Raw genomic sequence first — 23,134 nt, 5'->3', positions numbered from 1 at the left:
AGATTCCGCGACGGCGCGTCAGGGCAGTGCAAAGGTGCCGGCGGGGCGCTGCTCAGGCGCCCCGGCACCCGGGCTGAGCTGCCTGCGGCTCCCGGATCCGGCATGCCGATCATGCGTCCCGGGACACCCGGAAACCATAGGTCGACTACGCGCGGCGGCGTCGGCGCTGCCCTACGCCGCCAGCCGATGCTCGTAGAACGGATGCCGCTTGTCGTCGAAGATCGCGTAGAGCGCGCCCAGGTCGGCCGGGTTGGGGTTGAGCCAGGCATCCACGTGCTCGGGCTTGATGTTGATGATCGTCCGGTCATGGCCGGCCTCGGCGACCTCGGGCTCGGGATCATCGGTGATCGCGGCGAAGGACAGCAGGTCGGGTTCCTTGCCGGCCGGATCCACCCAGTGCGACCACAGGCACGCCACCAGCATCGGATCGCCCGTGCGGGGTGTGAACTGCACCACCTGGTTGCCGCCGTCCGGCCCCTCCACATTCTCGTAGAAGGTGTCGACCACCATCAGCGCATGCGTGTGGCCGAAGGCCGGCCGCCAGAAGCCCTCCAGGCTGTCACGCCGGGCGTTGTATGTGCCGGGGTAGCGCTGGTCATAGCTGGCTGGCTTGCCGGCCAGCCGGCACTGGTAGCGCATCGGCTTCACGACTCGTTTGCCACCCTCGGACACGATGACGGTGCCGTACACGCCGGGGAAAATGCGCGAGTCTCTCGCCACATGATCAGTGCGCCGGAGGTCGGCCAGCTTGCCCTGGGCTCGCGCGATCTTGTTGGTGGCCACCCTCACGTCGTTCTCGGCCTTCTTCGTGACCTTGGTCTGCAGCGCGCGTTCGGCGTTGACCAGGCGGGTCTTCTGGGTGAACAGCTCCTGCTCGAAGGCAGTGGCATCGCCGGCGTTCCAGTCTTGGATCGCCGCCCAGACCGAACGCTCGGCAGGTGTCTTGCCCGCGGCGAACGCATCGTCCATGGCCTTCGACGTCTTCGGCCGCTTCTTGCCCGGATCCTGGGCATAGAGGGCCGCGAACTCGTCCATGGACACCACCGCGCCAAACTCGCGCACGAGCTTGTGGTAGTCGGCCTTGATCTGAGCGGAGTAGCACATGGCCGGATTACACCACGGCCAGCTCAAGGCTCCGTGATCGACGGCGTCTGCCGAAACTTAACAAGCGGACGGCTATGATTCATCTCCGAGGCATCCCGGCCCCGTCGCGAACAACAGAGGCCCATGCCCAACACCGGACAGTTCTATCTCCTGCGCGTCGATGGTCAAGCCGATGAGGCCGAAAGGCTGCTCGAGGTGACCGCCGTAGAATGCAGCTGCCTGCCGTGCGGCAGGACGTTCACCGCCGTCCCCGGCCAAGGTCTCATCACCGTTTTAGGCGGGGCAGTCCTTGCCTGCCCGCACTGCGAAAATCGTCAGGCCGTTAGCCTGGCCAGGTTCTCCGAGTTCATCGCCCGCGTGGGCAGCGCATCGCGCTCAGTGGCCGGCAATACCGATCGCAGCAGTCAGTAGCCGGCTCACCCCCCTCGGCGGCGCGATAGTTCATGCCGTTTGCGCACCAGTCAACCAACGCGACGGCCCGGCCCGACTCACCCCCCCTTGGTGCCCGTCTCAGTATCCGGTCATGTCCATCACCGCCATAGCGCAGTTCTGCGACGCCACGGTGTAGCCGGTCGGCACCTGAGTGCCTGTGTATGGGCCGTACTGCCGCAGGGACTGAGAGGTCATACCCAGCACGACCGTGTCGCCCAACACCGCGCCGCCTGCGACGCTCACGTTCTCTCGCTGCCAGTACTGGTCCGGGCCGCCGGCGCCGGCGCGGGTGAACGTCATCACTGAGGAGAACGCATTCACCAGTGGCATGACGGCCCACTTGCGCCCGCCGCCCGGCATGCCGACGTTGCCCTGCCAGTTACCGTTCCCTGGCCCGGCACGGAGCTCCACCACACGGGCTACCTTTTTTCCTGCGTCGAACATCAGCTGCTGTGCGGCGTTGTATATCTTCAGGCCGACGTTACTGGGCGCTCCTTGGGGCTGAGCAAACACCCACCATTCGACAGTTTCGCCCGGGGGGCCGAACAAGTAGATGCCGCCCGAATAACCCTCGATGTAGTTGAACCGCTGGGTGCCCACGAGCGACACCGAGCGCACAGCCACCTTGCCATCGTAGTTGCCGATGAACGCGCTCCCTGCCCCGTTTAACTGACTCACGCCCTGCGCGAGGACAGTGAGCACAGGGAACTGGTCATCGATCAAGATGGTTCCGAAGTCGTTGACGATTTTGATTCCTGCGGCCATTAGCGTGCCCAAATTTCCACGATGCCGGGTACGCGATAGATCGCCGGCACGTTGGCGAAGTTCCAATAGATCGCGCTGTTGGCAACATCGAGCGTAAAGATCGGCGGATACCAATTAAGCGCGACCGGCGTAAGTGCGGTGTCCTCGGGGCGGCGCCCGAAATACGAGCCGCCGTCCCCAGTTCCATAGTTGACACGCGCGACGATGCGGAACAGCCGAAATTGGCCGCTGTCGAAACCCAGCGACCCATCCGCGTTGTAAACCTTGATGCCGGTGGCCATCAGATGTTGACTCCCATCGCCACGCGCAGCACGCCGTTGCCATCATAAACGCGCCAGTTGCCATCGCTGTACTCGGTGCGTTCACCGCCCCCGGATGGGCTGACGCGGAACCGGTCCGCCACGATGTCGAACACGGCCTCCTGTCCGGTCACACCGAGTCGCACACCGCCCACCTTCCCATCTGCCCTCACGTCCACGGCCCACTGCGCCTCCGCCGACTGCCCGGATACCGCGTACGGTGGCGGCTGGGTTGCGCCGTCTGAAACCTGGCACAACATCGGTTGCCACAGCCACATATACGGGTCGCCCTCGCCAGTCCCGCGAAGGCGGATTGCAACCCGCATGAAGGCCGTACCCGCCGGGGCTACCTGGATTCCGAAGTAGCGCGGGAACTCGTTCAACGGGCCGGCTGATCGGCCGGTGCTGACGACTTCCTGACACGCTACGCTGCCCAGGATGGTGCCGTCTGCCCGCATGAATTCCGCATAGAACAACATGGCGCAGCGGTGAGTGTTTGCGCCTACCGCGATGCAGTACATCTTCCCTGCGACGGCGGGCACGTTGTTGACCATGATCGACCACTGCATATCGTTGGCCGGGATGGTCCCGCTGCGGCGCGTACACAGGGCCGAGGCAAAGCCATGAGGAATAAACCCAGGCCCCGCGTGGTTTCCGTACGGATACCACGCGGACGGCTGGCCCCAGCCCGTCCCGCTCCAGTTCGGGAACGTGCTGTTTGGGATGAGGTTGCCGCCTTCGCCCTGATTGCGGACCTGGACCTGCATCGACTGCACGACCGCCGCATCGGCCTTGCCACCCAGCGAAGCCTGCACGCCCTGAATCTGCGATGCCTGCGCGCTGATCTGGCTGCCCTGCTGCGTCACGGTGGACTGCATTTGCTGCCACGCAGCCGAATTGAAATCGCCCAGGCGAGTGTTCAGGGCGGTAATGCTGTTGGCGGTTGCAGTGATCTGATTCCCCTGCTGGGTCACCTTCGTGTCCAGGCCACTGATCGCGGTCGCCTGGGCGTCGATCGCCACCTCCTCGGTGATGTCGAACATCTCAATTCGATCAAAGATCAGACGACCGGTCGTAGGCGTCCACAGCTGCAACATGAATTCGTTTCGGGCATCGCCGATCGGGACGGTCACGGTGTACCGCGCCCACGCCGTCGTCACTTGGACCTTCTGGTCGTTGTTGCCCTCGCCGGAGGCATCACGGACGCGGGTGCGTACCGTCACCTCCATGGCACCGTCCAGGCCCCGGGCTACGAACGTGACCCGCAGGCGGCGCTGGGGCTTGCCCAGCTTTACCGGTGCCCATCGCCCGTTGTTGCTGAAGATAAACGGGCTGGCGGTGGCGGACGCCGGACGGGTAATCATCAGGGCATTGCCCTGCTGACCACCGCCGACGACGTGAGTCACCGTGCTGCCGCCGCCCAAGCCACCGGGGAGCCACAGCTGAATCCCATAGTCGAACGTCGGGTTCTCCACCAAGCTCTCGCCACGATTCACCGTGGACAGGACAGTGGAATTCAGCTCGGTCACCTGTGTGGCCTGGGCGTCGATCTTGCCCTCTGCCTGAGTTACACGGGTCGTCAGGCCCTGCAACGCAGTCGCGGCACCGTCTGCCGCCTGCTGCGCATTGAACGCTTCGGTCACGTCAACGATGCGGATGTCATCCAGATCCACCTTCACGCCTGCCGTGCGGCCGTTGTTCGGGATGGAGACCCACAGCTGCCATTTCTCGGCGTCGGCCCGGGTGGTCAGATAACCCGAATTCTTGACCCACTGGCCTTTGTTCTGCGCCAGCGATGCGAAGGAGCGCCCGAGGCCCGGCCAGTTGCGACTCCCCGTGGAACTGTTCGCCGCCTGCGACATCCACCCCACCGTGATCTGCCCGGTGGCAGGGGTAGCGCTGTCGTCACGCATACGAGCCCAATATTCAACGTAGAACCGACGTTCCGCACCCACCGCCGTGAACTCGCCAAAGTAGGCATCGGCATTGCTGCCGTTGGCGGCAGCGGTCTCGATGTTCATGCCCAGGCGCCCGGTGCGCGCCGCGTTCGCCTTATAGGTGAACACGTTACCGCCGGCGGCGGTGGCGTACACCTGCCCGTCGATACCGAACTCGAACGTGCCATACGGGAACAGGCTGTCGTCCCCGCTGAGGACTGTGCCCATCTGGCTCTGCAGCCGGGTCACGTTGGTGGCTGCGCTGTCCACCCTGCCTTCCACTGCCGTGGTTCGTGTGGAGAGCTGCTGCAACGCGGTTGTATTTGCGCTGGTGTTGCTGGCTACGTCGGTGACTTCGCTGCGCAGAGCGATGATCTGTGCCGACTGCGAGTCCACGGTCGATCCAAGCTGGCTGACCGTCGATGTCAGCCCCGATACCGCGGAGGCAGTGGCGTTGATCGCGCTTTGTAGCTCGTTGGTACTCCCGGACCACTGCGTTGCCACTTCGCCCTGCTGGAACTGCGCGTTGTCCAGGTCCATCTGCACCGCGCCCAAGCCGCCAGCCACAGCCAAGAGGCGATAGATGACCCGGGCGTAGGTGCCCGTGGCAGGGGCTTCAGTCGGTGAACCTACAAAGCGTTGGAACGTGTCAGTCAGAACGAAGTCCTGCTGAAGAGTTGTTACCGCCTGGCCGGACTGCGAATTGACGTACTGCGTGATGAAACGCAGCTTGGCGCCCGGCGTACCCCGTGCCCACACCGATTGCACGTACTTTTCGCCGGCCGTCACCTTGGGGCGGTTCGCGTTCACCGGCTCAACGCCAAAGTACGCGCTCACTGTGGAGAGCGAACCCGAAAGGCTGAGGAAGCGCGACGATCCTGCAAGTGGGCTTGCACCGTACCCAACAGTGAAGGACTGCGATGTATTGGTCTGCCAGTTCGGCAGCAAGGTGGTGGTGCCGGTGCTGGCCTCAAACCCGCTGTCTGTCAGCAGGTTGTCGCCGCCGATGTTCTGGAGCGACGCGTTGATGCTGGTAATCGACTGCGCCAGCGCGTTGGTGGTGGTTGCGGTGGATTCTTGGAGAGCCGTGACCGACGCTGTGGTGGCCAGCGAGCCCGACCCGGCCGGCATGCGCGCTTCCATCGTGCTGATGCGCTGCACCTGGGCCGAGTCCGCTGCCACCCGGGCGCGCAGTTCCTCGTAGGCGATCCCGGAGGTCAGCTGGGCCGGATCCGTGCCCGTGTAGTTCCCTCGCATCTGCACCGCAAGTGCGGTTCGCTGACTGGCCTCGGCGGCATCCGCAGTGATGCGCGCCTGTGTCTCCTCCTGCACCAGCGCCACCGACGCCCCCGGCTGGGGGCGGCCCACGGCGATGTAGTCGATCAGATAGTAGTTGGCCACCGTCTGCGCAGCGCCCAGCTGCAGGCGGATCGCATCCACCTTGGCCGGCCACCAGGCAACGTCCTGAACGTCTACCGTGGCCATGCCGTTCACGTCCCACGCCGGCTCCGGGATGGATGCACGCTTCTGCGTGTTCCATGCCTGGTCCGTCGCGGTGATCCACTGCAGGAAACCGCCCCACGTTGGGGCTCCCACGCGCCTTACGCGCAGCTTGACGAAACGGTAAGCGCTGCCGTCGATGGCCAGCGCCACCGGCGACTGTACCCACGGCGCGGTGGCGTGGTTTGCAGGGCGCAACCAGCCATCCACCAGCGTGGGGGCGCCATTGCCGGTCCACCCCTCAGTGGTCTGGTTGAAAGGCCAGAGCTTGATGCTGTCGAACTGCGTACCGCTGCCGGCCGCAACTTCCGACACAGCGCGCGCCAACGACTCGTCGGCGCTCTGCCGCAGCTGCTCCTCTCGGGTGATAGCTGCCTCACGGGCCATCTTCTCGTTGAGGATGGCGTCGATGCGTGCCTGGGCTTCTGCACCGATCGCCTGCATGGCCTCGCCCACCCCCTGCTGCCGCAGCAGCGCCTCGGCCACCAGGTCCTGTGCGGCCTGCGCCAGCCCCGCGGCGCGCGCGGCCGCCTCATCGGCGATGGCCTGAATTCGGGCACTGACCTCGGCTGCCAGCTTCGCCTGCTGCTCCGCCAGATCGGTCGACGTGGTCGGCGGGGTGACGCCCACCACGGTTCCCGTGCCGGTCTTTCCGCGCACGGTCGGGGTGATCTGGAACCACCAAGTGCTGCCACTGCCGTCGTTGTAGACGTAGCGGGTCTCGGTGGTGCGGTGGATCTCCGTCCACGGCCCGTCCTTGGTCTCGCTGCGTGAGATGACGTAGATCACACCTTCCAGGTCGACGGCATCCCACTCAAGGACAACGCCGTCGGCGACCGGGGTGGGGGTGACGCCGTTGGCCGGCGGCACATCCGGCGCCTTGAAAGGCACCGGGAACCACGTGGAGAAGCGCGGCGCCACCGGAGACGCGGACGGCAGCGCGCCCACGCCGATCTCCACCAGCGTGAGTTTCCTTGCTTGCATTGCTGATTACCTCGTGTAGTTGAGCGAACTGCGCAGCTCGGCGCTGCTGGCGTTGCGTACGCCTTGGGTGGTGGTGGACACGAGTTGGCGGAGCAGCTGGTTCTGCTCGGCGAGCAGGGCGTTGCTCTGCTGCACGGCGGCTGTGGTTTGCGTTTGGGCGTCGTTGTTCACGACCAGGTCGAACACAGCCCGGCTGAAGTTGTCCGGCAGCGCCTCGATGGCGTCGGCCAGCGCCCCCATGCTGGTTCCGTCCTGCAGGTCGAGGTTCCCGACCTTCATCCCGTCGATCAGGCCGGTCACCTGGTCGTAAAGGCCGTTGTAGTCCTGGCCGCTGGCGTAGAGGTTCCGACCAAAGCCCAGAGCCGCCTGTGCGGCCGCCTGCGCGGCGCTGGTGTCGCCACCGGCCACCGCACGCTCCAGCTCCTGCATCGTCTTCTGCAGCTTCTCCTGATCGGTCAGCGTCGAAAGGTCGCTGGTATCCAACCCGTACCGCATTGCCTTCTTGTCGGCGTCGATCTGGGCCTGCAGCTTGCCCATGTTCGTCGCACGCAGCGCCTCGATCTTGGCAAGGTCCTCCGCGCGGGCGCCGGACAACCCGAGCGCCTTGGCGTAGTCGTTGGCCGCCTTGACCTGCTGGCGATACGTGCGCTCGATCGACAACGCCTGCGACTGGTACTGCGTCAGGTTCGCCGTCATCAGCTGCGTACTCACGTCGGCCATGAGGCTGGCGTAGTTTCCCAGGAGGCCCGTCACCTTCTCCACCTGCGTGGCCAAGTCCGTGCCGGCGACGCTGGCCAAGTCCTGGAAGTAGTCGACGGCCTTGTTGACCTTCTCCACCTCCATGCCGTTCAGCGCGCGCCCCAGCTCGTCGGCGTTGCCAACAGCCAGTGCGATAGAAGCACTGAGGGCCGAGAACACGTCCGACGCTTCGAAGTAGCCATCCAGCTGCCCGCCGAACCCCGCCGCCTTCACTGCCTCGGTGAAGAGGCGATCCGTCATGTCGGCCAGGTAGGCTTCCAACTGCGACTTCGCTTCGGCCGAATCGGCCGACAGCTGCAGCTTGCCCAGCGACACCTTCACGCCGGCGAGCTGCCCCGACAGGTCGATCCCGAGCTGTTTCGCCAGATCCGTGGTGGCGCCACGCACCTGCCGCGCCGCCATGTCGAAGGTGCGATCGATGCCTGGGTCAAGGTCGCCGTACTGGGTCCACTTCTTGTCGCTGCGGAACATGCCCCCCTTGGCCTTGATATCCGCGTAGGACTGGCCGTCGAAGCCACCGAAGCCGTAGCTGCCGGTGAGGCCCTGCCCGGTTACCTTGGGGGCGCTGCGCCCAAACAGCTTGGCGTGGATGCTGGACCCCGACAGGATCGATGCGGTCTTGTCGTTGAAGCCCAGGCCACGGAATCCCTTGTCTGCCAGGCCCACCGCACCAGCAGTGGCGATCTTGCCGGCCCAACTCTCCCCGTTGGCAATATCCCAGCCTTGGTCGAACAGCTCGGCGTTCTTCATCATGCCGGCAACGATCCAGCCGATGATGGGCACCGCCGCCGCGGCAGAGCTTGCCGCACCCGCTCCGGCGCCGGCCCCGGCACTGCCCCCACCGATCAGCCCCGAGAAACTGGAGCCGGTCATCCCGGCCATGCTGGTCACGTCCCCGAAGCCGGTCAGGGATCCTGCCGCCGATCCTGCCGAGCTGCCGAATCCGAACAGGCCCTGCCCCTTGGACAGCAGGCCGGCTACCGTGCCCATGTTCTGACCGCCCGCAGCCGAGCCGTTGCCGCCGAACAGGCCCATGATGCTCTGCAGGTTCAGCCCGCCACCCTGCCCACTCATCCCGTTCAGAATCTGCGTCTGGATGGGGATAACCAGCTTCTGCTGCAGGAACTCCCGGGCCAGGTCGCGCAGCCCGCGCTTGGCCGCGTCCTTGAGGTCATCCCACAGGTTGTCGAAGTCGCGCATTCCCCCTGCCACGAAGTCAGCCATAGCATCGGCAGCATCGCCAACGCCATAGATCAGTACGTTGGCCCATGCCTCGACATTGGCAGCAGCCTCTTCCACCCGCAGCGATAGATCGGCCGATGCCCGGGCCGCGGCGAGCATGGATTGCTCGTATGCCTCGTAGGACGCCACACCCTTCCTACGGGCAAGCTCCTCTTTGTTCCCTGCCGCTTCCACGGCCTTCTGCAGCTCCTGCCGCATGTCACGCTCGTTCATCATCTGGCGGCGCGACAGCTCGCGCGCGCGCCCGACCTTGCCGAGCATGGCCACCTCGGCGTCCATGGTGGCCAGCATCGATTCCGGGCTGGACAGCGCCTTGTTGATTTCCGCGGTGGACTGCTCAAGTGCCTTCTGCGACTCCAGCACCAAGGCGTTGTACGCCGCCCGCTCGATGCGTCCCTCCTTGAGCGATTCCTTGAGCTTGTCCTCGAGCTGCTTCTGGCGCTCCGTGGCCTCGGCCAGCGGCCCCGCCATGGTCGCGGCGGCCATCGCCGCTTGCTCGTTGTAACGCTTGATTGCCTCCGCGTCGGCTTTGCGGTCCTTCGCGCCGGCACGCTCTGCCGCGGACGCCGCCTTGCGCGATTCGGTGAAGGTCTTCTGTGCGGCAGCAAGATCGGTCTGGAGCCGGATGTACTGGGCGCCCTGCTCGATGTACTGCTTGACCTTCGGATCGTCGCGCTTGGAGAAATCGACTCCGCCTGCCTGGGCCTCCTTGAACCAATCGGCCACATCCAGCTTTGCCACATCGGCAGCGCTCTTCCCGACACGAGCAAGCTGGCCAGGAAGCGACTGCATTGCCGAAGCGATGCGCTTTCCGGCAGCGCCAGCTGAATCGCCCAGGACGTTGAACGAGCCCGACAGAGCGTCGGTCGCGCCCTTCGCCTGGGTGGTGGCGACGTTCAATGATTCAAGAACACCGGCCTGACGCTCGGTTTCACGTGCGAGCGTCGCCACGCTTGCGGTCTGTTCCACCATGCGGCCGCGGAATCGATCCGCGCCGGTTGCACCCTCGAGCACTTTGGCGTTCGCCTGTTCGAGCCGTGCGCTGAACTCGTCGGCGCTGAGCTTGCCGGCCTTGAGGTCGTCGGCCAGACCGCGAATTGAAGCCGCGTATACGTCCGAGTATGAGTTCGTGATGCCCCTCTGAGACTCCAGCGCCATGTCCCGGATGGTTCCAGTGATCTCCTTGTAACCATCACCGATTTCCTTCTGCAGCCGCAGGATCTCGCCAGCCTGCTGCTGCCGGTTCAACTCCCGGAATTTCTCAATCGCGACATCGGCGGCGCCGCCGAAGTCGATCAGTGCAGCTGATGCGGTGTGGGTGTTGTCTCGGAAGATCAGCCAACCTGCCGCCGCAGTTGCCAGCATGGTGACGATGCCAGCGGGGCCGCCCAGCATGGCGAGCGTCGAGGATCCGGCTCGTGCCAGCCAGCTGGCGTTGGCGGCCGTCGCCTGAGTCTGTGCCTGTGCCAGCAGCAGGATTGCTTGCCGGTGTTCAAGAGTCGCGGCCGCAGCCTTGGAGCTTACCGATACGCTGCCGCCGATCGCAGCTGTACGGCGTACCTCTGCCTGGGCATCCAGCATGGCAGCGCGGGTGCGCAGCTCAAGTTGCTGGGCCGCCGCCAAGCTCTGCCCCGCGGCGGCCCGATCGGCAACCATCCCAGCGTTTGCAGCCGCCACCCGCGCGAGAAGGGCCTTGAGCAGCGGACCAGAAGCCACGGCCGCGCCAGCCACTGCCACCATCTCCAAGTTGTTGCCGAGCGCCCCAATACCAGCCGCGAGCGCCCTTGAGGCGCCAGTTGCCTCATCCGCCCTTCCGATCATTACCTGCAGGTTGTTGTTGAACAGCGTCATCGACTGTCCAACGGTGGCGTCCATCTTGCCGAACGCCGCGTCCACAGCGCCGGCTTGGCTCTGCAGTGCGTTGATCACCTGTTGGGAAGACAACTTGCCCGCGGCACCCAACTCTCGCAGCTTGCCGATCGGTACATTCAAGCCTTTCGCAATGGCCTGGGCCAGTGCGGGCGCTTGCTCGAGCACTGAGTTCAGCTCCTCACCGCGCAGCGTGCCGGATGCAAATGCCTGGCCCAGCTGAACGAGTGCTGCGTCCGCCCCCGCAGCCGACGTGCCGCTGATAACCATCGTCTTGCTGATAGTTTCGACGACGCGCGCCAAGTCCCTGCCAGAGAGGTTCAGAGCCTCTTGGTTCATTGCGATGCGTTGATACAGCTCTGCGGTGGCGCCGAGCGGCTGTCGCGCAGCACCGGCGATGCGGATCACATCTGCCTGCGCGGCTGCAAACTGAGCCTGCCCCTGAGTCACCAAGCGCAGCCGATTGTTGAGGTTCGTCCACTCGTCCGCCTTGCCGACTGCGGCTTTCACGGCCACCAGCGCAGAGGTGAGGCCCACAGCTTCGAAGGCAACGCGGCGGAAGCCGGCCGCGACCTCGTCGGCCCCGCGCCGCGACGCTTCCGACATAGACGATTGGATGGCCGCCATGTCGCGCTGGACTACGCGAGCAGCCTTTCCGCTGTCGCGCTCGAAGGAGCCCGACTTCAGCAGCAGGTCTACGGTAAGGGTGTAGAGGCTCATTGCGATTCCAAAAAAAAATCCCGCACTAGGCGGGCTTAGAGACTTATGGAGGGTTCTTTCTAGCGGATCGGGATCTCCGACCCGTTGATGGTCACGCCAGTCACGACACCGGCTGCGTCGGTAATGCAGGACGCTGACGCCGGCTGAGAACTGCCATATCGTTCCGGCAGAGTCAGTCCCGACCCTGCGGGCCAAGCGAAGTAGTGCTCGTTCCCAGAACCCATATCCTTCGCATACGGGACCTTGGTGCCGCCTGCGTCCCCGGTTGCGGACTGAATCGCGCTCATACAGTTCAGCAGCGCTTGCTTGGAACCGTCATCCCGCGCGGAACAGGCAACCATCAACGCCAGCACTAGCAGGGGTGGGAAACGGAGTGCATATTTCATAGGACCTCCCGATATTTTGCTGGGATCATGCCAGCTACGCCGAGATTTCCTCAAATTCCAGGTATCCAGAGAAGTACTGCCGGCTGATGTTCTCGGCGCTGGGGAGCTGCGTCGGGTAGCCATAGAGCGCTGACCGAGCGGCGAGCAGCGGGTCGAACGCCTTCGTGCCCATGTCGCGGTACTGAGGGACGACACAGGAGCGGCGGCGCCCCGCGAGCGCGGCCCCGATCGTCTCCCAGTCCATCCCGCCCAGGCCGCCGCCGCGCACAACGGTGGTGGCCCGGCCAGACAAGGTACAGACCAGCCTGCGGTACAGCACCCCCGCAACTGTGTTTATCTGGCCGCCCTTCGTGCGGGTGTGGACACTGGTGTCGATCGTCGCCACGGACCAGCCGTCGCTGATTCCCACATCCACCGCCCGGAAGATCGCGATCTCGCCCACGTCCACGTTGGTCGCGGTGGTGGCCACCTCCACCGAGACGGTCGACACCAGCGTGGCCGACGGCGGGAACAGCCAGGCGCACACGCTTCCGTCCGGCAATCGCACTGTCTTCCCGGTTGCTCCCGCGGCGCTGACCTGAACGTCTGCGGGCAGGTTCAAGCCAAGAATCGCAATGATCCCCGGGACCACCGCCTCGGCCAGATTGATCGTGATCGCCAGCGAACCGGTGCGTCGGATTCGCGATGCACGGCCCGGCTTGCCGTCGAAGAGGGCCGCGCCCTGGTCGGCGCTGAGCCAAATGCCCCCGGTCAGGGTGACTGTCGTGACTGCCGGCATACCATATCCAATCAACACGTCATCATCCCCACACCGTCAGAACCACGTCCCCCGTGGCAGGGTTGCGCTCAACCCGGCGCACCAGGACAGGCTTGCCGTCTTCGAGCCCATACCGGCTATAGGTCAGCCGACCAATTTGCCCAGGCAACGGCGCCAAGTCCTGATCGCCACGCACCGCGAGTTGGTAGAAGTAGCGCTCAACCCGGTAGAGGCTGAGGATCCGATCAATCTCCACCTGCGCATCGGCGGCATGCCAGAACAGGGAGATCACCGGATCGGCTGCCTCCGCCCGCTGGTAGTGAGCATGCAGCGGGCCAGCCCCGTATACCTGCCCCCGATAGAGGCCGCTCAACTCATCCCGCCGCGCCTGCGGGACGTCTACTACATCGGTCACCATGTCCGAGGCTCCCAGCGCCTGTCCATTGGGGCGGTAGGCCATGCGGCGAGTCAGATTCGGCGCCTCATCCGGGACCATGATCAAATCGACAGCGAGGTCAGCCTCGGAAAGATCGAAGGCGAACTCTCCGGTATGGGTCTCAGGCGCAGTCACGCGGACGAAGCGCAACACGCCGGAAGCGTCTTGGTAGGACCCGGCTCCGTAGCTGGGCAGAATTGCGTTCAGTACCGCGCGGCCGGTGATGGCAGCGCCAGCGTAGTAGCCGATACCCATGTAGCCCGTGGCCTGGTCGATCAGCGCGCAGTCGCCGGCTGACCAGGCTTCCTGCCCCAGCCGGGCCATTACGTCGCCGACCGCCTGTTCCAGTCGCGCCGGCATCATGGCGGCCCCGACGCTCGACGCATCCACAACCACCGGCATCACCGGGGGCGACTTCAACAGCAGCTGCTGCCCATCCGGCGCCGCGCTGTAGGTGCCGGCCTCCATCAGATCGCCGCGGTCCATCACCGCGTCCATGTAGACCCGGCTATCGGCAACGAACATCGACGTGGCGTCCGAGTTGCCTCCCATCGCTGGAATGCTGGCCACCGCGCCGATCACAACCGGCTGGGGCTTCCACGCGAGGGATGGGACATTCGGAAGGAACACGCCCCGGTTGATCGTCTCGTCCAGGTAATCGTGCGCGTCGCGCAGGTGCAGAGTCTTGGTGCCGTCGTCGTTGATTTCGACCTGCTCGATCGCGCACCGGAATGCCGGGACGGCATCGGCGCGCATCCCACTCTCGGCCGCCAGCAGGATCTGCACCGACCTCCCGGACGCGCCGGTGCCTGCCAGAGCATCCAGCAAGCCGTCTGCGTCCGTTACAACGCACTCCGCGGCTGCGGCCTGCGACACCGGGTCACCGCCCCACGGCCAGAACGCCAGCTCCTGTATCAGGCTGACGCCCTCTGACACCAACCCCTCGTAACGAGCGTTTGCAGGACTGTCGCCCGGCGCAGACAGCCAGTCCACGTCGGCCAAGTGCGTTGAGGCGGTGAGACCGAACGCGGGTGTGGGCAACCTCCAGCCGGATGCGGCCGCTTCGCTGCGCGGCCCCCACTGCCCGGCGTTTACCGCCAGGTACAGTCCGCCGGCCTTCGATGCGCCCAGCGACGCGGCGAAGAACAGCGGGCCAGACAGCTGTAGCTCCCGTAGGTGGATCTGCAGACCGTTGAGGTAGAGCCGCAGTTGGCGCGGAGTGGAGAACACCACCTGCAAGCCAACAATGTCGCCGTGGACTACTACTGGCAGGCCCGTTGCGATCGCGCCTCCGGCCTGAAGCAAGCGACCCGCAGCGAGATCCCAGCCAATGCTGGCTAGGTCTGTCCCGAGCGCCTTGTTCAGCGCTGCGGGCCCGGTGGCGAAGCCGACAAGGGCCGTCACGGCGTCGTCGCCCCACACGGCAAACTCCACGCCCACGGTGCCGGCGTCCCGGCTGAAGTCGGAGCGTGCATGGCTGGTCGGGGCGGTCGCGCCCGTAGTGGCGAGCGTGAGCCCGCCATCCCGCGCCGCGAGCAGGGGCCCGATGGGGTTGGCGGCGAAGCGCCCGAAAGTGTCGGTCATGGTTATCCCAGTCCATCGAACCAGTCTTGCGCCTCGTCATCATCGGAACGGGGCACGAGGGCGTCTTGGTAGTGCTGAAACGAGCGCTTGGTGCCGCCCTGGCTGTGGGAGGCGGTGATGTACGCGAGGAAGGCAGCGGGCTTTTGGTGCAGGCTCACCGGATCGATGGGGTTCCGCTTGTGGAACTCCCACCATTCAAGGAACTCACGGCGCGAGATGGTCGCCTGCAGTTCGGACACCGTGCGGTGCAGGTGCCAGGCGAGGACTTTCCAGAACCAGTCCTCGCCCCGCTGCCTTAGTCGTTTCCCGCGTCAGCCTGGGCTTTGGCAGCCTCTTCCCCGAACCCGGAGTGCTTCATGGCGACGCGCTGCAGCTCGGCGGCTACCAGCGGCTTCAGCTGTGCCGCCTGAACGGTCGTCATCACCGGCTTGCCGTCTTCGTCGCAGATGGTGGCGGCGATCAGCTTGGCGCGGTCTGCGTCCTGCCAGAGCTTGCGGAATTCGGCGTCCGGCAGTTCGCGGACGTAGAACTGGGCCTTGTCGCCGTTGGGCAGCGTGATCGTATCGGCGTGCACGTCCTTGGACGCGAACATGCCCAGGCTGGTGAACGCCTGCAGCACCGTCTGCGAGGGAGCGACGGTTTCAAGCGGGAGGGTTTCGTTGGTCTTGCTCATTGGCCGTTTCCTTGAATGGCGACAGGGCGCGCGGGCCGCGCACGGCTAACACGCGGAGGATCCGCCCGCCCCGTCAAAGAGATGGCCCGCCGAAGCGGGCCGAGAGTGGTGCAGCCGTTGCCGCCCGTTACGGGCCGCCAGCAGGCCGGTGAGTGGTCACCGCGCCGGAGCCGCGGATGGTGACCGTTGCCTTCCAGACGTCGTTGTCCTGGCTGCTCACCGCGAAGTTCTGCACGAACCCGTCGAACTGCTTGGACAGCACCGTGGTCGGCGGGGTGATCGTCCCGTCAACCGCCGCCGGCTTCGCGACACCCTCCGTCTCGGACAGCGGTGCGGTCACCAGCCAGTTCACGACGGCGCCCGTCTTGTGCAGGTCTTCCAGCTTCTCGTGGTCGACGCTGTCGTAGATGATTTCGATGCTGGTGCTGCCGGTCTGCTTTCGGCCAGCGACGAACTGATCCCAGTCGTCGTCGTAGTCGGAGATATCGATCTCCGACGCCTGGCCATCGGGGAAACCAACAGAACGCAGGCGGGTCACCTTGATGACTTCGGCCGCGCCGATGGCGACGAACAGCTGCGAGTGCTTCGACTTGATTACCTGTCCCATAGGGATTTCCTTGTGTTGCGCCCGTCGCCGGGCATAAAAAAAGCCCCTTGCGGGGCCGGTGAGTTGCCGTTGTGTGGATCAGCGCAGCTGCAGGAGCCGTGCGTCGAATGAAATTCCCATCGCATCCGTGCCGTCGCTGTCGGGCGTCGGGTTGTACGACTCGATGCTGCCCACGCGCTCGACCACATCACGGATGGCCACCGCGGCGCCGTTGGCTTGGGTCAGGCTGTCGCCCCATACGGTCAAGCGAACCCTCCACCCATCTGCAGGCGGTGGCTCGGACAGCATCGCCGTAGGCGACCCGCCGACGACCTCCCACGTCGCGTATGGGAGTGCGGTGTCCTGCGGTGCAGTGCCCGGCCAGACCCTGATCGGGTCGCCCAGCACTTGCCGGACACCCGCGTCGCCCTGCAACAGGGATTGGATCAAGGGGACCATCATCTCCAACCCTCCTTTCTCATCTGACTGTTGAGCGCGCTCCAGGTCTCATCGATGATCACCTGCGCCGCCTCCGGCCCCTTCGCTTCGCCTGCCGGCGTCAGGAACGGATTGGCCCTCAGCTTCTTGGTGCCGAACTCGAGGAACCGCCAGTAGTAGGCCCAGCCACGATCGACATACGACTTTCCAGCTCGACCGCGTCGCTGATTGCGCTTGGTGTTGGCGTACTTCCGACGGCGGCCCGACTTGACCCCCACGGTGAAGTACTCGCCGGCTTTCCCGACGCCGGCGCGCGTCCTGTCGCGAGCGTTGGCTCGGCGCGTAACGATTTGGCTTGCCATGAATCCGGATGCCTTCGGCGCCCTACGCCTCGCGTCGTCCCGGATCACATTGCCGCCCTTGCGCATACCAGTCTGGACCGCCCTTCCCTGCACGGCCTTGGGAGCCTCTCGCAGCGAGCGCAGGAGGCCGTCCAGACCTTGAATGGACACCTGCTCAGCCATCGCTCAACCCCGCTACGGAGATCACCGCCGTCTCGCTCCCATCGTTGCTGGTGCCGATGCTCTTGATGGCGTACGCCTTGCCTCTCGCAACAATGCGCCAGGTCGGATCAACCTGGCGCGGAAGCATGTCCCAGCGGACTTGCTCGCGGTATCGCTCGGCCCCCGCTGCAACCGCCTCGGCAGTCGCACTGAGCTGGTTCGTCTTCTTTGCCCACGCCTCCGCGACGAACTGCCATCCCTTTTTGGATGGCCCGCCGAGCGGATCACGGATCTCGACGGGCCGCTCGAAGCGGATGAGGTGGCGGCGCTGTCCCGCTGGAGTAGCCATCAGAACCGTTTCCTATACCAAAGAAGCCTGGACACGCCCAAGGCAATCTCCGAGCTCACCTCGCCCAAGGCACTGCGGTTCTCGGCCCAGCTGCCGACCAACAGCAGCACTGCCTGGCGAACGTCAGCCGTCAGTGCCATCTCATCCTCGCTGGACGGCTCACCCTCAACCAAGGTGCGATCACAGTGCATCTGCACGTGGGCGAGCGCCGCATCGACATAGGACTGCAACAGAAGGTCGCTGACCTCATCGACGATGCGGCACTGCTCCCGCACCAAAGCAAGATCGAGGGCGGCGGCCATTACTCCACCTTCGCGCCCTGAGCGCTCTTCAGGGCTTCGGCCAGCTTGGCGACACCCCAGCGGCGATCGAAGACGACACCGGCGGCTTCCAGCTCGGCGACCAGCGCGGCTTTCTCGGCGTCGGAACCCACCTCGCCCGCTGCGGCCGGCGCGGTCGGTGCTGCGTCGATGGGCGCCGCCTCGCCAGAGACAGGGGGAGCATCGGCTCCACTTTCCTCGGCACTGCCGGTCGACGGTCCGACCACCTTGATATCGGCAGGCGCTGGCTGGAGCGTCACGACGGGGCCGGGCTGGCTCGGGGAAGGTGCAGCGGCGGGTTTCGTGGCGGCAGGCGCCGCCCCATCGAACTGCTGCACCAGGCCCTTCCCGATGAGGGTGTATGCGTATTCGTCTTGGACGTTCTCGAATACCTGGCCGGCGCGCGTGGGCGAACGCGAGTCGCCGTTCGTGTCGGGGCCCAGCTTCTCCACGTCGCCGCAGAAGCCCCAAAGGACTTTGATTTTCATCTGTATGGTCTCCGGAAGGTGGTGCGACCGCATCAGCGGCCGCCACCACGGGAAGGCAGTTGGATCAGGCGGCGGGCTTGAAGCGGCCCTTGACGAACGCCTCGCGGCGACGCTTGGCCAGGCCCAGGCGCTCTTCGACCAGCAACACGCGCTGGTTCTTCACGAAGTCGTCGTTGATCATGCCGACCTTGAATAGGAAGTTCATGCGGTCATAGATCGTCGCGCCGCGCTGGAAGTTGGCCACCAGGAACTCGCCACCGGTGGTGGTGCCGTCACCTTCGTCCATGCTGTCCGAGGCAACCACCGGCCGGCCCCACAGGATCGGGGTAACGAAGCCCTGCAGGTTGGCAAACAGATAGCGGTTCTGGCTGTCCTTCTCCAGCTCGATGTTCATCCAGTCCAGCTCGGTCATCACCGTCGCGTCGGCCGACAGCTTGGACTGCTTGCGAACCTGGTAGATGGCGCGCCGCACGGTGTCGATGGCGGTATCGCTGGCCTTGGACAGGTCATCATCGAAGACGAAGGCGTCCGTCATCAGGCCCGGCAGGTTGTTGCCCAGGCCGTCACCCTTCAGGATCTGCGCTTCCTCTTCCAGCTTGAGGTCGTAGCGCAGCAGCTGCTGCAGGTAGCCGTACATCTGCGGCACGTCGTCCAGGGTTTCGTCGGTCACCGGAATCCAGACGGCCAGCTTCTTGACCAAGTCGGTCTTCTGCTCGAACGTGACGTTGCTCTGCGGCTTGGCACCGCCCTCGGCCACCGGACCCGCACCGCGGGTGTGCAGCAGCTCGCGGAAGTAGGTGTAGCTCTGGCCGGTGACAGAGATCGACGGGATCAGGTCGCGGATACGCAGTTCCTGGCGCATACCCGGCTGAATGGTCGGGTCGAAGTTGGGCACGACGATGCCGGCGCTGGTGACGGCCTTGGTCTCCATCGCGGCCAGCTCTTCCTTCTTGACTTCGATCTCGGCCGAGCCCTTCTCGCGGCTCAGCAGCGACTTGTACTCGCCGTTGTCCTTGATGAAGTCGATGAAGCCCTTCTTCTGGCCCGGCTGGTTGCCCAGCGCAACGCCCTTCTCTTCCAGCTTGAGCACCTTGTCCACCACCTTCTGGATCTCGTCGGTGGCGGACTGGATCTGGCTCTTCAGGCTGGTGGTGACCTGGTTGCCCTTTTCGATCTCGGCGGAGGCGCTGTCGTACTTCTTCTGCAGGCCCGCGAAGCCTTCCTTCAGCTGCTTTTCCAGGCCTTCGCGGATATCGGTGATGTTGTCGCTCATGCGTGCATTCCCTCAAAAATGGATTGAATAGATGTGCCGAGGTGCTTCAGCTCTTTCACGGTCTCCGTGTCCGCCATGCCACCGTCTCGGTGGATGGCAGGAAAGCCGAGCGAGGCGACGGCAGCCGCCTCTTTTTGAGACAGGCCCATGCGTTCGCGCAGGGCACATTCGAAAGCGCGCAGGTCCGACTTCACACTGAGAACCTGCGCCTCCGGATTCATGCCGAAGGGGACGATCGACGCCTCCCACAGTTCGGCGCGCTTGATGACGCGGACGCGGCGCCCATCCCGGGTCTCCATCGCGTCCTCGATGGGGTTGTAGCCAACCGACATCTCATCGAGCGTGCCGGCCTTCATCAGCTCGTAGGCGTCCTTGGCGTAGCTGACGTTGAGGTTGACCTTGCCCTTGAGCAGCAGCCCGTTGCCGTCCTGCTTGAACGCGGCGTCGCCGATCAGCCGCGTCAGGTTGTGGTACAGCGCCAGTCGTAACCGACCGGTGCGCGTGGTCTTCACTGTGGTGAAGGCCCCGGGAACGATTACGTCGCCGCCCAGGTCGATGTTGTCGAATACCGAGGCGTATCCCTCGAAGTTGCCCGAATCGTCAGCGGACTTGACCTCGAAGGGGCAGGCGAAGGTGTTAAGCATTTGCCGGATCTCCCGTGCTGTTGTCGTCCCCGATCGAGTCGGGCTTGTTGCTCGTCCATCGGGTGACCTGGTTGTATTGGTCACCGTCCAACACGGGCAGGTTTTCCTTCACCCGGACCTCGTTGATGGTCATCCAGCCGGAACCACCGGAGCCGCCCAAGGCGGTCTTGAAGTAGTTGCCTCGCGCGGTGCTGTCGGCCCGCAGCAGCCCCTCCACCACTGCCTCGACGAACATGCTGCTGTCGCCAAAGAGCTTGTCGTTGAGCTCGCTCTCGATGGCGTCCAGGTATGGCTTCAGACCGAAGGTCACAAAGCCACTGGTCTGCTGCTCGAGGTTGGACCCAAGCACGGACGTGGAGCGCGCCCGATTCGTGAGGTACAGCGGGACGCCCCAGATTCCGGCCAGCGCCTCTTCTTGGAACTGCTGCGACTCGATGAACTGGCTGTCTTTCTGCGTCATGCCGGCCGGCGTGATCGTCGGCCCGCCCTGCAGGATCGCCATCTTTCCCAGGTCGTCTACGTCACCCTGGCGAATGTCTGGCAGCTTGGCCTTGATTTGAGCCTGCTGTTCCTTGGTCAAGAAGCCCGGATAGATGATGTAGCCACCGGTGAAGCCACCTTTTCGCATGAAGCGTGCAGACCAATCCTGCGCCGCACGCGCGAGCCCGATCGATTCGGCCTGGTACTCGATCGGCGACAGCCCCACGATGCCGTCGGTGCTGAACAGCTTGAAGTGCAGCATGTTGGCCGGGGATACCGGGGCTTCTTTTCCGCCGATGTTCGCCCAGTAGAGCAAGCCGTCGTCAGTGTCGATGCGGACGTTGTCCGCCGAGACCGGAATCAGCCCGATCCACTCGCCGTCGTCGCTGCGCTGGATGATGGCAAAGGCATTACCGCGCAGCCCCATGTTCACCACGATGGCCTTGATCAGGTCCAGCCATTTGACGTTGGGATTCGGCTTGGCCAGCAGCCGCAAAAGCCTACGCCGCTGCGGGCTGCTGCCCTTGACCAGGGATCGGACCCCGCCGACATCCTCGTAGAGCTTCCAAGGCAGGCCGGATGCAGATTCGCTCAGCACCTTCAGACACGCCCAGACGATGCTTACCGTCAGCGCTGTCTTGGGGGTCACGCGAACACCGGCTTTGGTGCCTTTTCCGCCTACCGAAAGGTCGACCTCCACATAATTCCCTGTTGCAGGGTCGTCGTAGCCGAAGAACCGCCAGCTCATCGGGTTGTACCAGCGAAAATTTGTCATCCGATCAGTCCAAAGAAGCCGTTCTCGAGGTAGTCATCAATGCCGCCGGCTTCGGCCGGCGTGGCATGCGCAGCGCCGAAGGCCATGCAAAGGGCCACCGCGGCGTCGATCTTGTTCACCGAACGCGCCTTGGATAGCCAGCGGTTCTCCCACTTGTCCGACTCGATGACGGCCGACATGATTGCGGACACCAGCACGGGGTTTCCCTTGAGCCGAAGCCGGCCCTCCAGCAGCGCCTCTTCGAAGAGCCGCAGCGATCCCGGCATCCACATACCTTCAGGCGGCGGCAGTCCTTGGTCCTCCGCTGCCTTCACCGCCACTTCCAACGGCCGGCCCTTCTTCGTGCCCCCTTGGGGGTGCTCAGCGAATGGCAGCGACAGCCCAAGCTCGATCACCTCGTCTTCGAACTTGCGGAACGCATATCGGTCGTAGGCGATCAGCTCGACCAGGTAATCCCGGTCGTATTCGGCCAAGGTCTGAGCGACGTGGCGGAAGCTGATCGTCTGACCCTGCGGTGCGTGTAGATGCCCGCCATTGATCCACGTCCGGTACGGCAGCTTGTCGCGCAGCTCGCGCGCCGCGACGGTGTCGCCCGGGGTCCACGCTTCCACCCACCCGTCGTAGGTGGGCTTGCTGATCATCTGCGTCTGTCCGTCCACCACCACCGACACATCGACACTGCCGGTTTCCACCACCGCCCCAAGGGCCGTGATATCGCGGCTTTGCGAGAGGTCGAGCCCCAGATAGACCTTTGATCCGTGATGCTGCGCAGGGTCGAAGTCGGCGAGCGCCGGCTCAAGAGTTGATCGGGTCATCCACGCCGTCTCCGCGTCGGTCCAGATGCAGAAATGAAGGCGAAGGATCCCGTTCAAGGAACCCGGAATCGCCTTCGCCTGTTTGACCAGGTCCGAGAGGTACTGCTCTGTGATGGTGACGCCGAGCAAAGGGTTGGCCTTTGCCCAGCACGTCGGGTCTTCCAGCGGGTCGTCGCCGTCGTCCAGCGCACACACGTAGCTGAAGGTCCGGTCGTCAATCGGGTCGCCCACGAAAGTCGGGTCGTTCACCGCGGCCGTGTGCCCCGCTGCGACCTTGACCGCGTGTTCGTGCTCTTCCCAGCACACCGAAGTGCGGTCGCTACCGGAGTTGGTGATCATGAACAGCAGCGGCTCGCGGCGGAACTTGAAGCCGCGCTCGAGCATTTCGATGATCTTGCGGTCGGGCAGCTCGTGGACCTCGTCCACCAGGACGAAGAACGGCCGCGGCCCCGAGCCGGTCTTGCCGGTGTCGCGAGATACAGGCCGGAAGAAGCTCTGGCTGGCTTGGTGGGCCATGTTGTACTCACGCCCCTCGCCGCCGGCGAACTCGACGCGCTTGGCCAGAGCGGGTGATTGCTTGACCATCTTCACGGCGTCGGCGAAGAGGATCCCTGCCTGGTCCTTCTTGGCAGCGGCAGAGTAAATCTGCGCGCCAGCCTCGCCGGCGGCAGTCATCCCCAACAGCCCGAGGCCGCCAGCGAGCGGGCTTTTCCCGTTGCCCTTCCCTTGCTCGATGTAAGCCCGGCGAAAGCGACGGAACCCGTCAGGCCCCTTCCAACCGAACAGCGATCCGACGATGAAAGCCTGAGACGGATGCAGCTCGAACTTGCGACCTTCAAATTGGCCCTCGGAAAGCCGCAGGATCCGTTCGAAGAAGCCGAACGCGAACTCGGCCGCCTCCAGATCAAAGCGCAGCCCCCTCTCGGGTCCCTGCATCAGGTCCTGAAGGTGGCGCCTGCAGGCGTTACGGACGTGCGGCCCGGCCACAATGCGACCGGCAAGCACGTCCAAGGCGT

Annotated in this window: 20 protein-coding genes; 1 reads left to right on the top strand and 19 read right to left on the bottom strand. The window is 64.7% G+C overall.

The window, feature by feature from the left end:
- Positions 1-171: 171 nt before the first annotated feature.
- The gene (locus tag ABE473_RS06345; protein ID WP_346488893.1) at positions 172-1,104 is read right to left on the bottom strand and encodes an SOS response-associated peptidase family protein; all 933 of its coding nucleotides are present in this window, start codon (positions 1,102-1,104) and stop codon (positions 172-174) included.
- A gap of 123 nt (positions 1,105-1,227) precedes the next feature.
- On the opposite strand from ABE473_RS06345, the gene ABE473_RS06340 reads away from it, so the two are divergent.
- Positions 1,228-1,515: a hypothetical protein gene (locus tag ABE473_RS06340; RefSeq protein WP_346488860.1), complete on the top strand. Its 288-nt coding sequence runs from the start codon at positions 1,228-1,230 to the stop codon at positions 1,513-1,515.
- Between the two features lie 99 nt (positions 1,516-1,614).
- Here ABE473_RS06340 and ABE473_RS06335 read toward each other — a convergent pair whose 3' ends face one another.
- From ABE473_RS06335 to ABE473_RS06250, 18 genes are all read right to left on the bottom strand, one after another.
- Positions 1,615-2,301, bottom strand: coding sequence for a hypothetical protein (locus ABE473_RS06335; protein WP_346488859.1), 687 nt, complete (start codon positions 2,299-2,301; stop codon positions 1,615-1,617).
- Entirely contained in the window at positions 2,301-2,582 is a 282-nt protein-coding gene (locus ABE473_RS06330) for a hypothetical protein (RefSeq protein WP_346488858.1), read from the bottom strand. Before ABE473_RS06330 ends, ABE473_RS06335 begins: the two co-directional genes overlap by 1 nt.
- Positions 2,582-7,021, bottom strand: coding sequence for a hypothetical protein (locus tag ABE473_RS06325; protein WP_346488857.1), 4,440 nt, complete (start codon positions 7,019-7,021; stop codon positions 2,582-2,584). The genes ABE473_RS06330 and ABE473_RS06325 overlap by 1 nt, the downstream gene beginning before the upstream one ends.
- Positions 7,022-7,027: 6 nt before the next feature.
- A complete protein-coding gene (locus tag ABE473_RS06320) occupies positions 7,028-11,611 on the bottom strand; it encodes a tape measure protein (protein WP_346488856.1) in 4,584 nt (1,527 codons plus the stop codon).
- 420 nt (positions 11,612-12,031) lie between these two features.
- On the bottom strand, positions 12,032-12,775 hold the full coding sequence (locus ABE473_RS06315; protein WP_346488855.1) for a hypothetical protein: 744 nt from the start codon (positions 12,773-12,775) through the stop codon (positions 12,032-12,034).
- Between the two features lie 22 nt (positions 12,776-12,797).
- On the bottom strand, positions 12,798-14,774 hold the full coding sequence (locus tag ABE473_RS06310) for a hypothetical protein (protein ID WP_346488854.1): 1,977 nt from the start codon (positions 14,772-14,774) through the stop codon (positions 12,798-12,800).
- Between the two features lie 2 nt (positions 14,775-14,776).
- Complete coding sequence (locus ABE473_RS06305; protein ID WP_253247632.1) at positions 14,777-15,013, bottom strand: hypothetical protein; 237 nt, start codon at positions 15,011-15,013, stop codon at positions 14,777-14,779.
- 56 nt (positions 15,014-15,069) lie between these two features.
- Positions 15,070-15,447 (bottom strand): hypothetical protein, encoded by a 378-nt coding sequence (locus tag ABE473_RS06300; RefSeq protein ID WP_088432439.1) that lies wholly within the window; start codon positions 15,445-15,447, stop codon positions 15,070-15,072.
- A gap of 127 nt (positions 15,448-15,574) precedes the next feature.
- A complete protein-coding gene (locus ABE473_RS06295) occupies positions 15,575-16,054 on the bottom strand; it encodes a hypothetical protein (RefSeq protein WP_088432440.1) in 480 nt (159 codons plus the stop codon).
- Between the two features lie 78 nt (positions 16,055-16,132).
- On the bottom strand, positions 16,133-16,492 hold the full coding sequence (locus ABE473_RS06290; RefSeq protein WP_346488892.1) for a DUF3168 domain-containing protein: 360 nt from the start codon (positions 16,490-16,492) through the stop codon (positions 16,133-16,135).
- Positions 16,492-16,995, bottom strand: coding sequence for an HK97-gp10 family putative phage morphogenesis protein (locus ABE473_RS06285; protein WP_346488853.1), 504 nt, complete (start codon positions 16,993-16,995; stop codon positions 16,492-16,494). The genes ABE473_RS06290 and ABE473_RS06285 overlap by 1 nt, the downstream gene beginning before the upstream one ends.
- A complete protein-coding gene (locus ABE473_RS06280) occupies positions 16,988-17,323 on the bottom strand; it encodes a head-tail adaptor protein (protein ID WP_346488852.1) in 336 nt (111 codons plus the stop codon). Before ABE473_RS06280 ends, ABE473_RS06285 begins: the two co-directional genes overlap by 8 nt.
- Positions 17,323-17,625 (bottom strand): head-tail connector protein, encoded by a 303-nt coding sequence (locus tag ABE473_RS06275; protein ID WP_346488851.1) that lies wholly within the window; start codon positions 17,623-17,625, stop codon positions 17,323-17,325. The genes ABE473_RS06280 and ABE473_RS06275 overlap by 1 nt, the downstream gene beginning before the upstream one ends.
- On the bottom strand, positions 17,625-18,131 hold the full coding sequence (locus ABE473_RS06270; protein ID WP_346488850.1) for a hypothetical protein: 507 nt from the start codon (positions 18,129-18,131) through the stop codon (positions 17,625-17,627). Before ABE473_RS06270 ends, ABE473_RS06275 begins: the two co-directional genes overlap by 1 nt.
- A 64-nt stretch (positions 18,132-18,195) precedes the next feature.
- On the bottom strand, positions 18,196-19,404 hold the full coding sequence (locus ABE473_RS06265; protein ID WP_346488849.1) for a phage major capsid protein: 1,209 nt from the start codon (positions 19,402-19,404) through the stop codon (positions 18,196-18,198).
- Positions 19,401-20,048 (bottom strand): HK97 family phage prohead protease, encoded by a 648-nt coding sequence (locus tag ABE473_RS06260; protein ID WP_088432447.1) that lies wholly within the window; start codon positions 20,046-20,048, stop codon positions 19,401-19,403. Before ABE473_RS06260 ends, ABE473_RS06265 begins: the two co-directional genes overlap by 4 nt.
- Positions 20,041-21,303, bottom strand: a complete 1,263-nt coding sequence (locus ABE473_RS06255; protein ID WP_346488848.1) for a phage portal protein — start codon at positions 21,301-21,303, stop codon at positions 20,041-20,043. Before ABE473_RS06255 ends, ABE473_RS06260 begins: the two co-directional genes overlap by 8 nt.
- Positions 21,300-23,123: a terminase TerL endonuclease subunit gene (locus tag ABE473_RS06250; RefSeq protein ID WP_346488891.1), complete on the bottom strand. Its 1,824-nt coding sequence runs from the start codon at positions 23,121-23,123 to the stop codon at positions 21,300-21,302. Before ABE473_RS06250 ends, ABE473_RS06255 begins: the two co-directional genes overlap by 4 nt.
- Positions 23,124-23,134: the final 11 nt, after the last annotated feature.

Source organism: Stenotrophomonas sp. TWI700, from assembly GCF_039673645.1.
GTDB classification, from domain to species: Bacteria; Pseudomonadota; Gammaproteobacteria; order Xanthomonadales; family Xanthomonadaceae; genus Stenotrophomonas; species Stenotrophomonas maltophilia_AA.
This window is presented reverse-complemented; position numbering and strand designations above follow the sequence as displayed.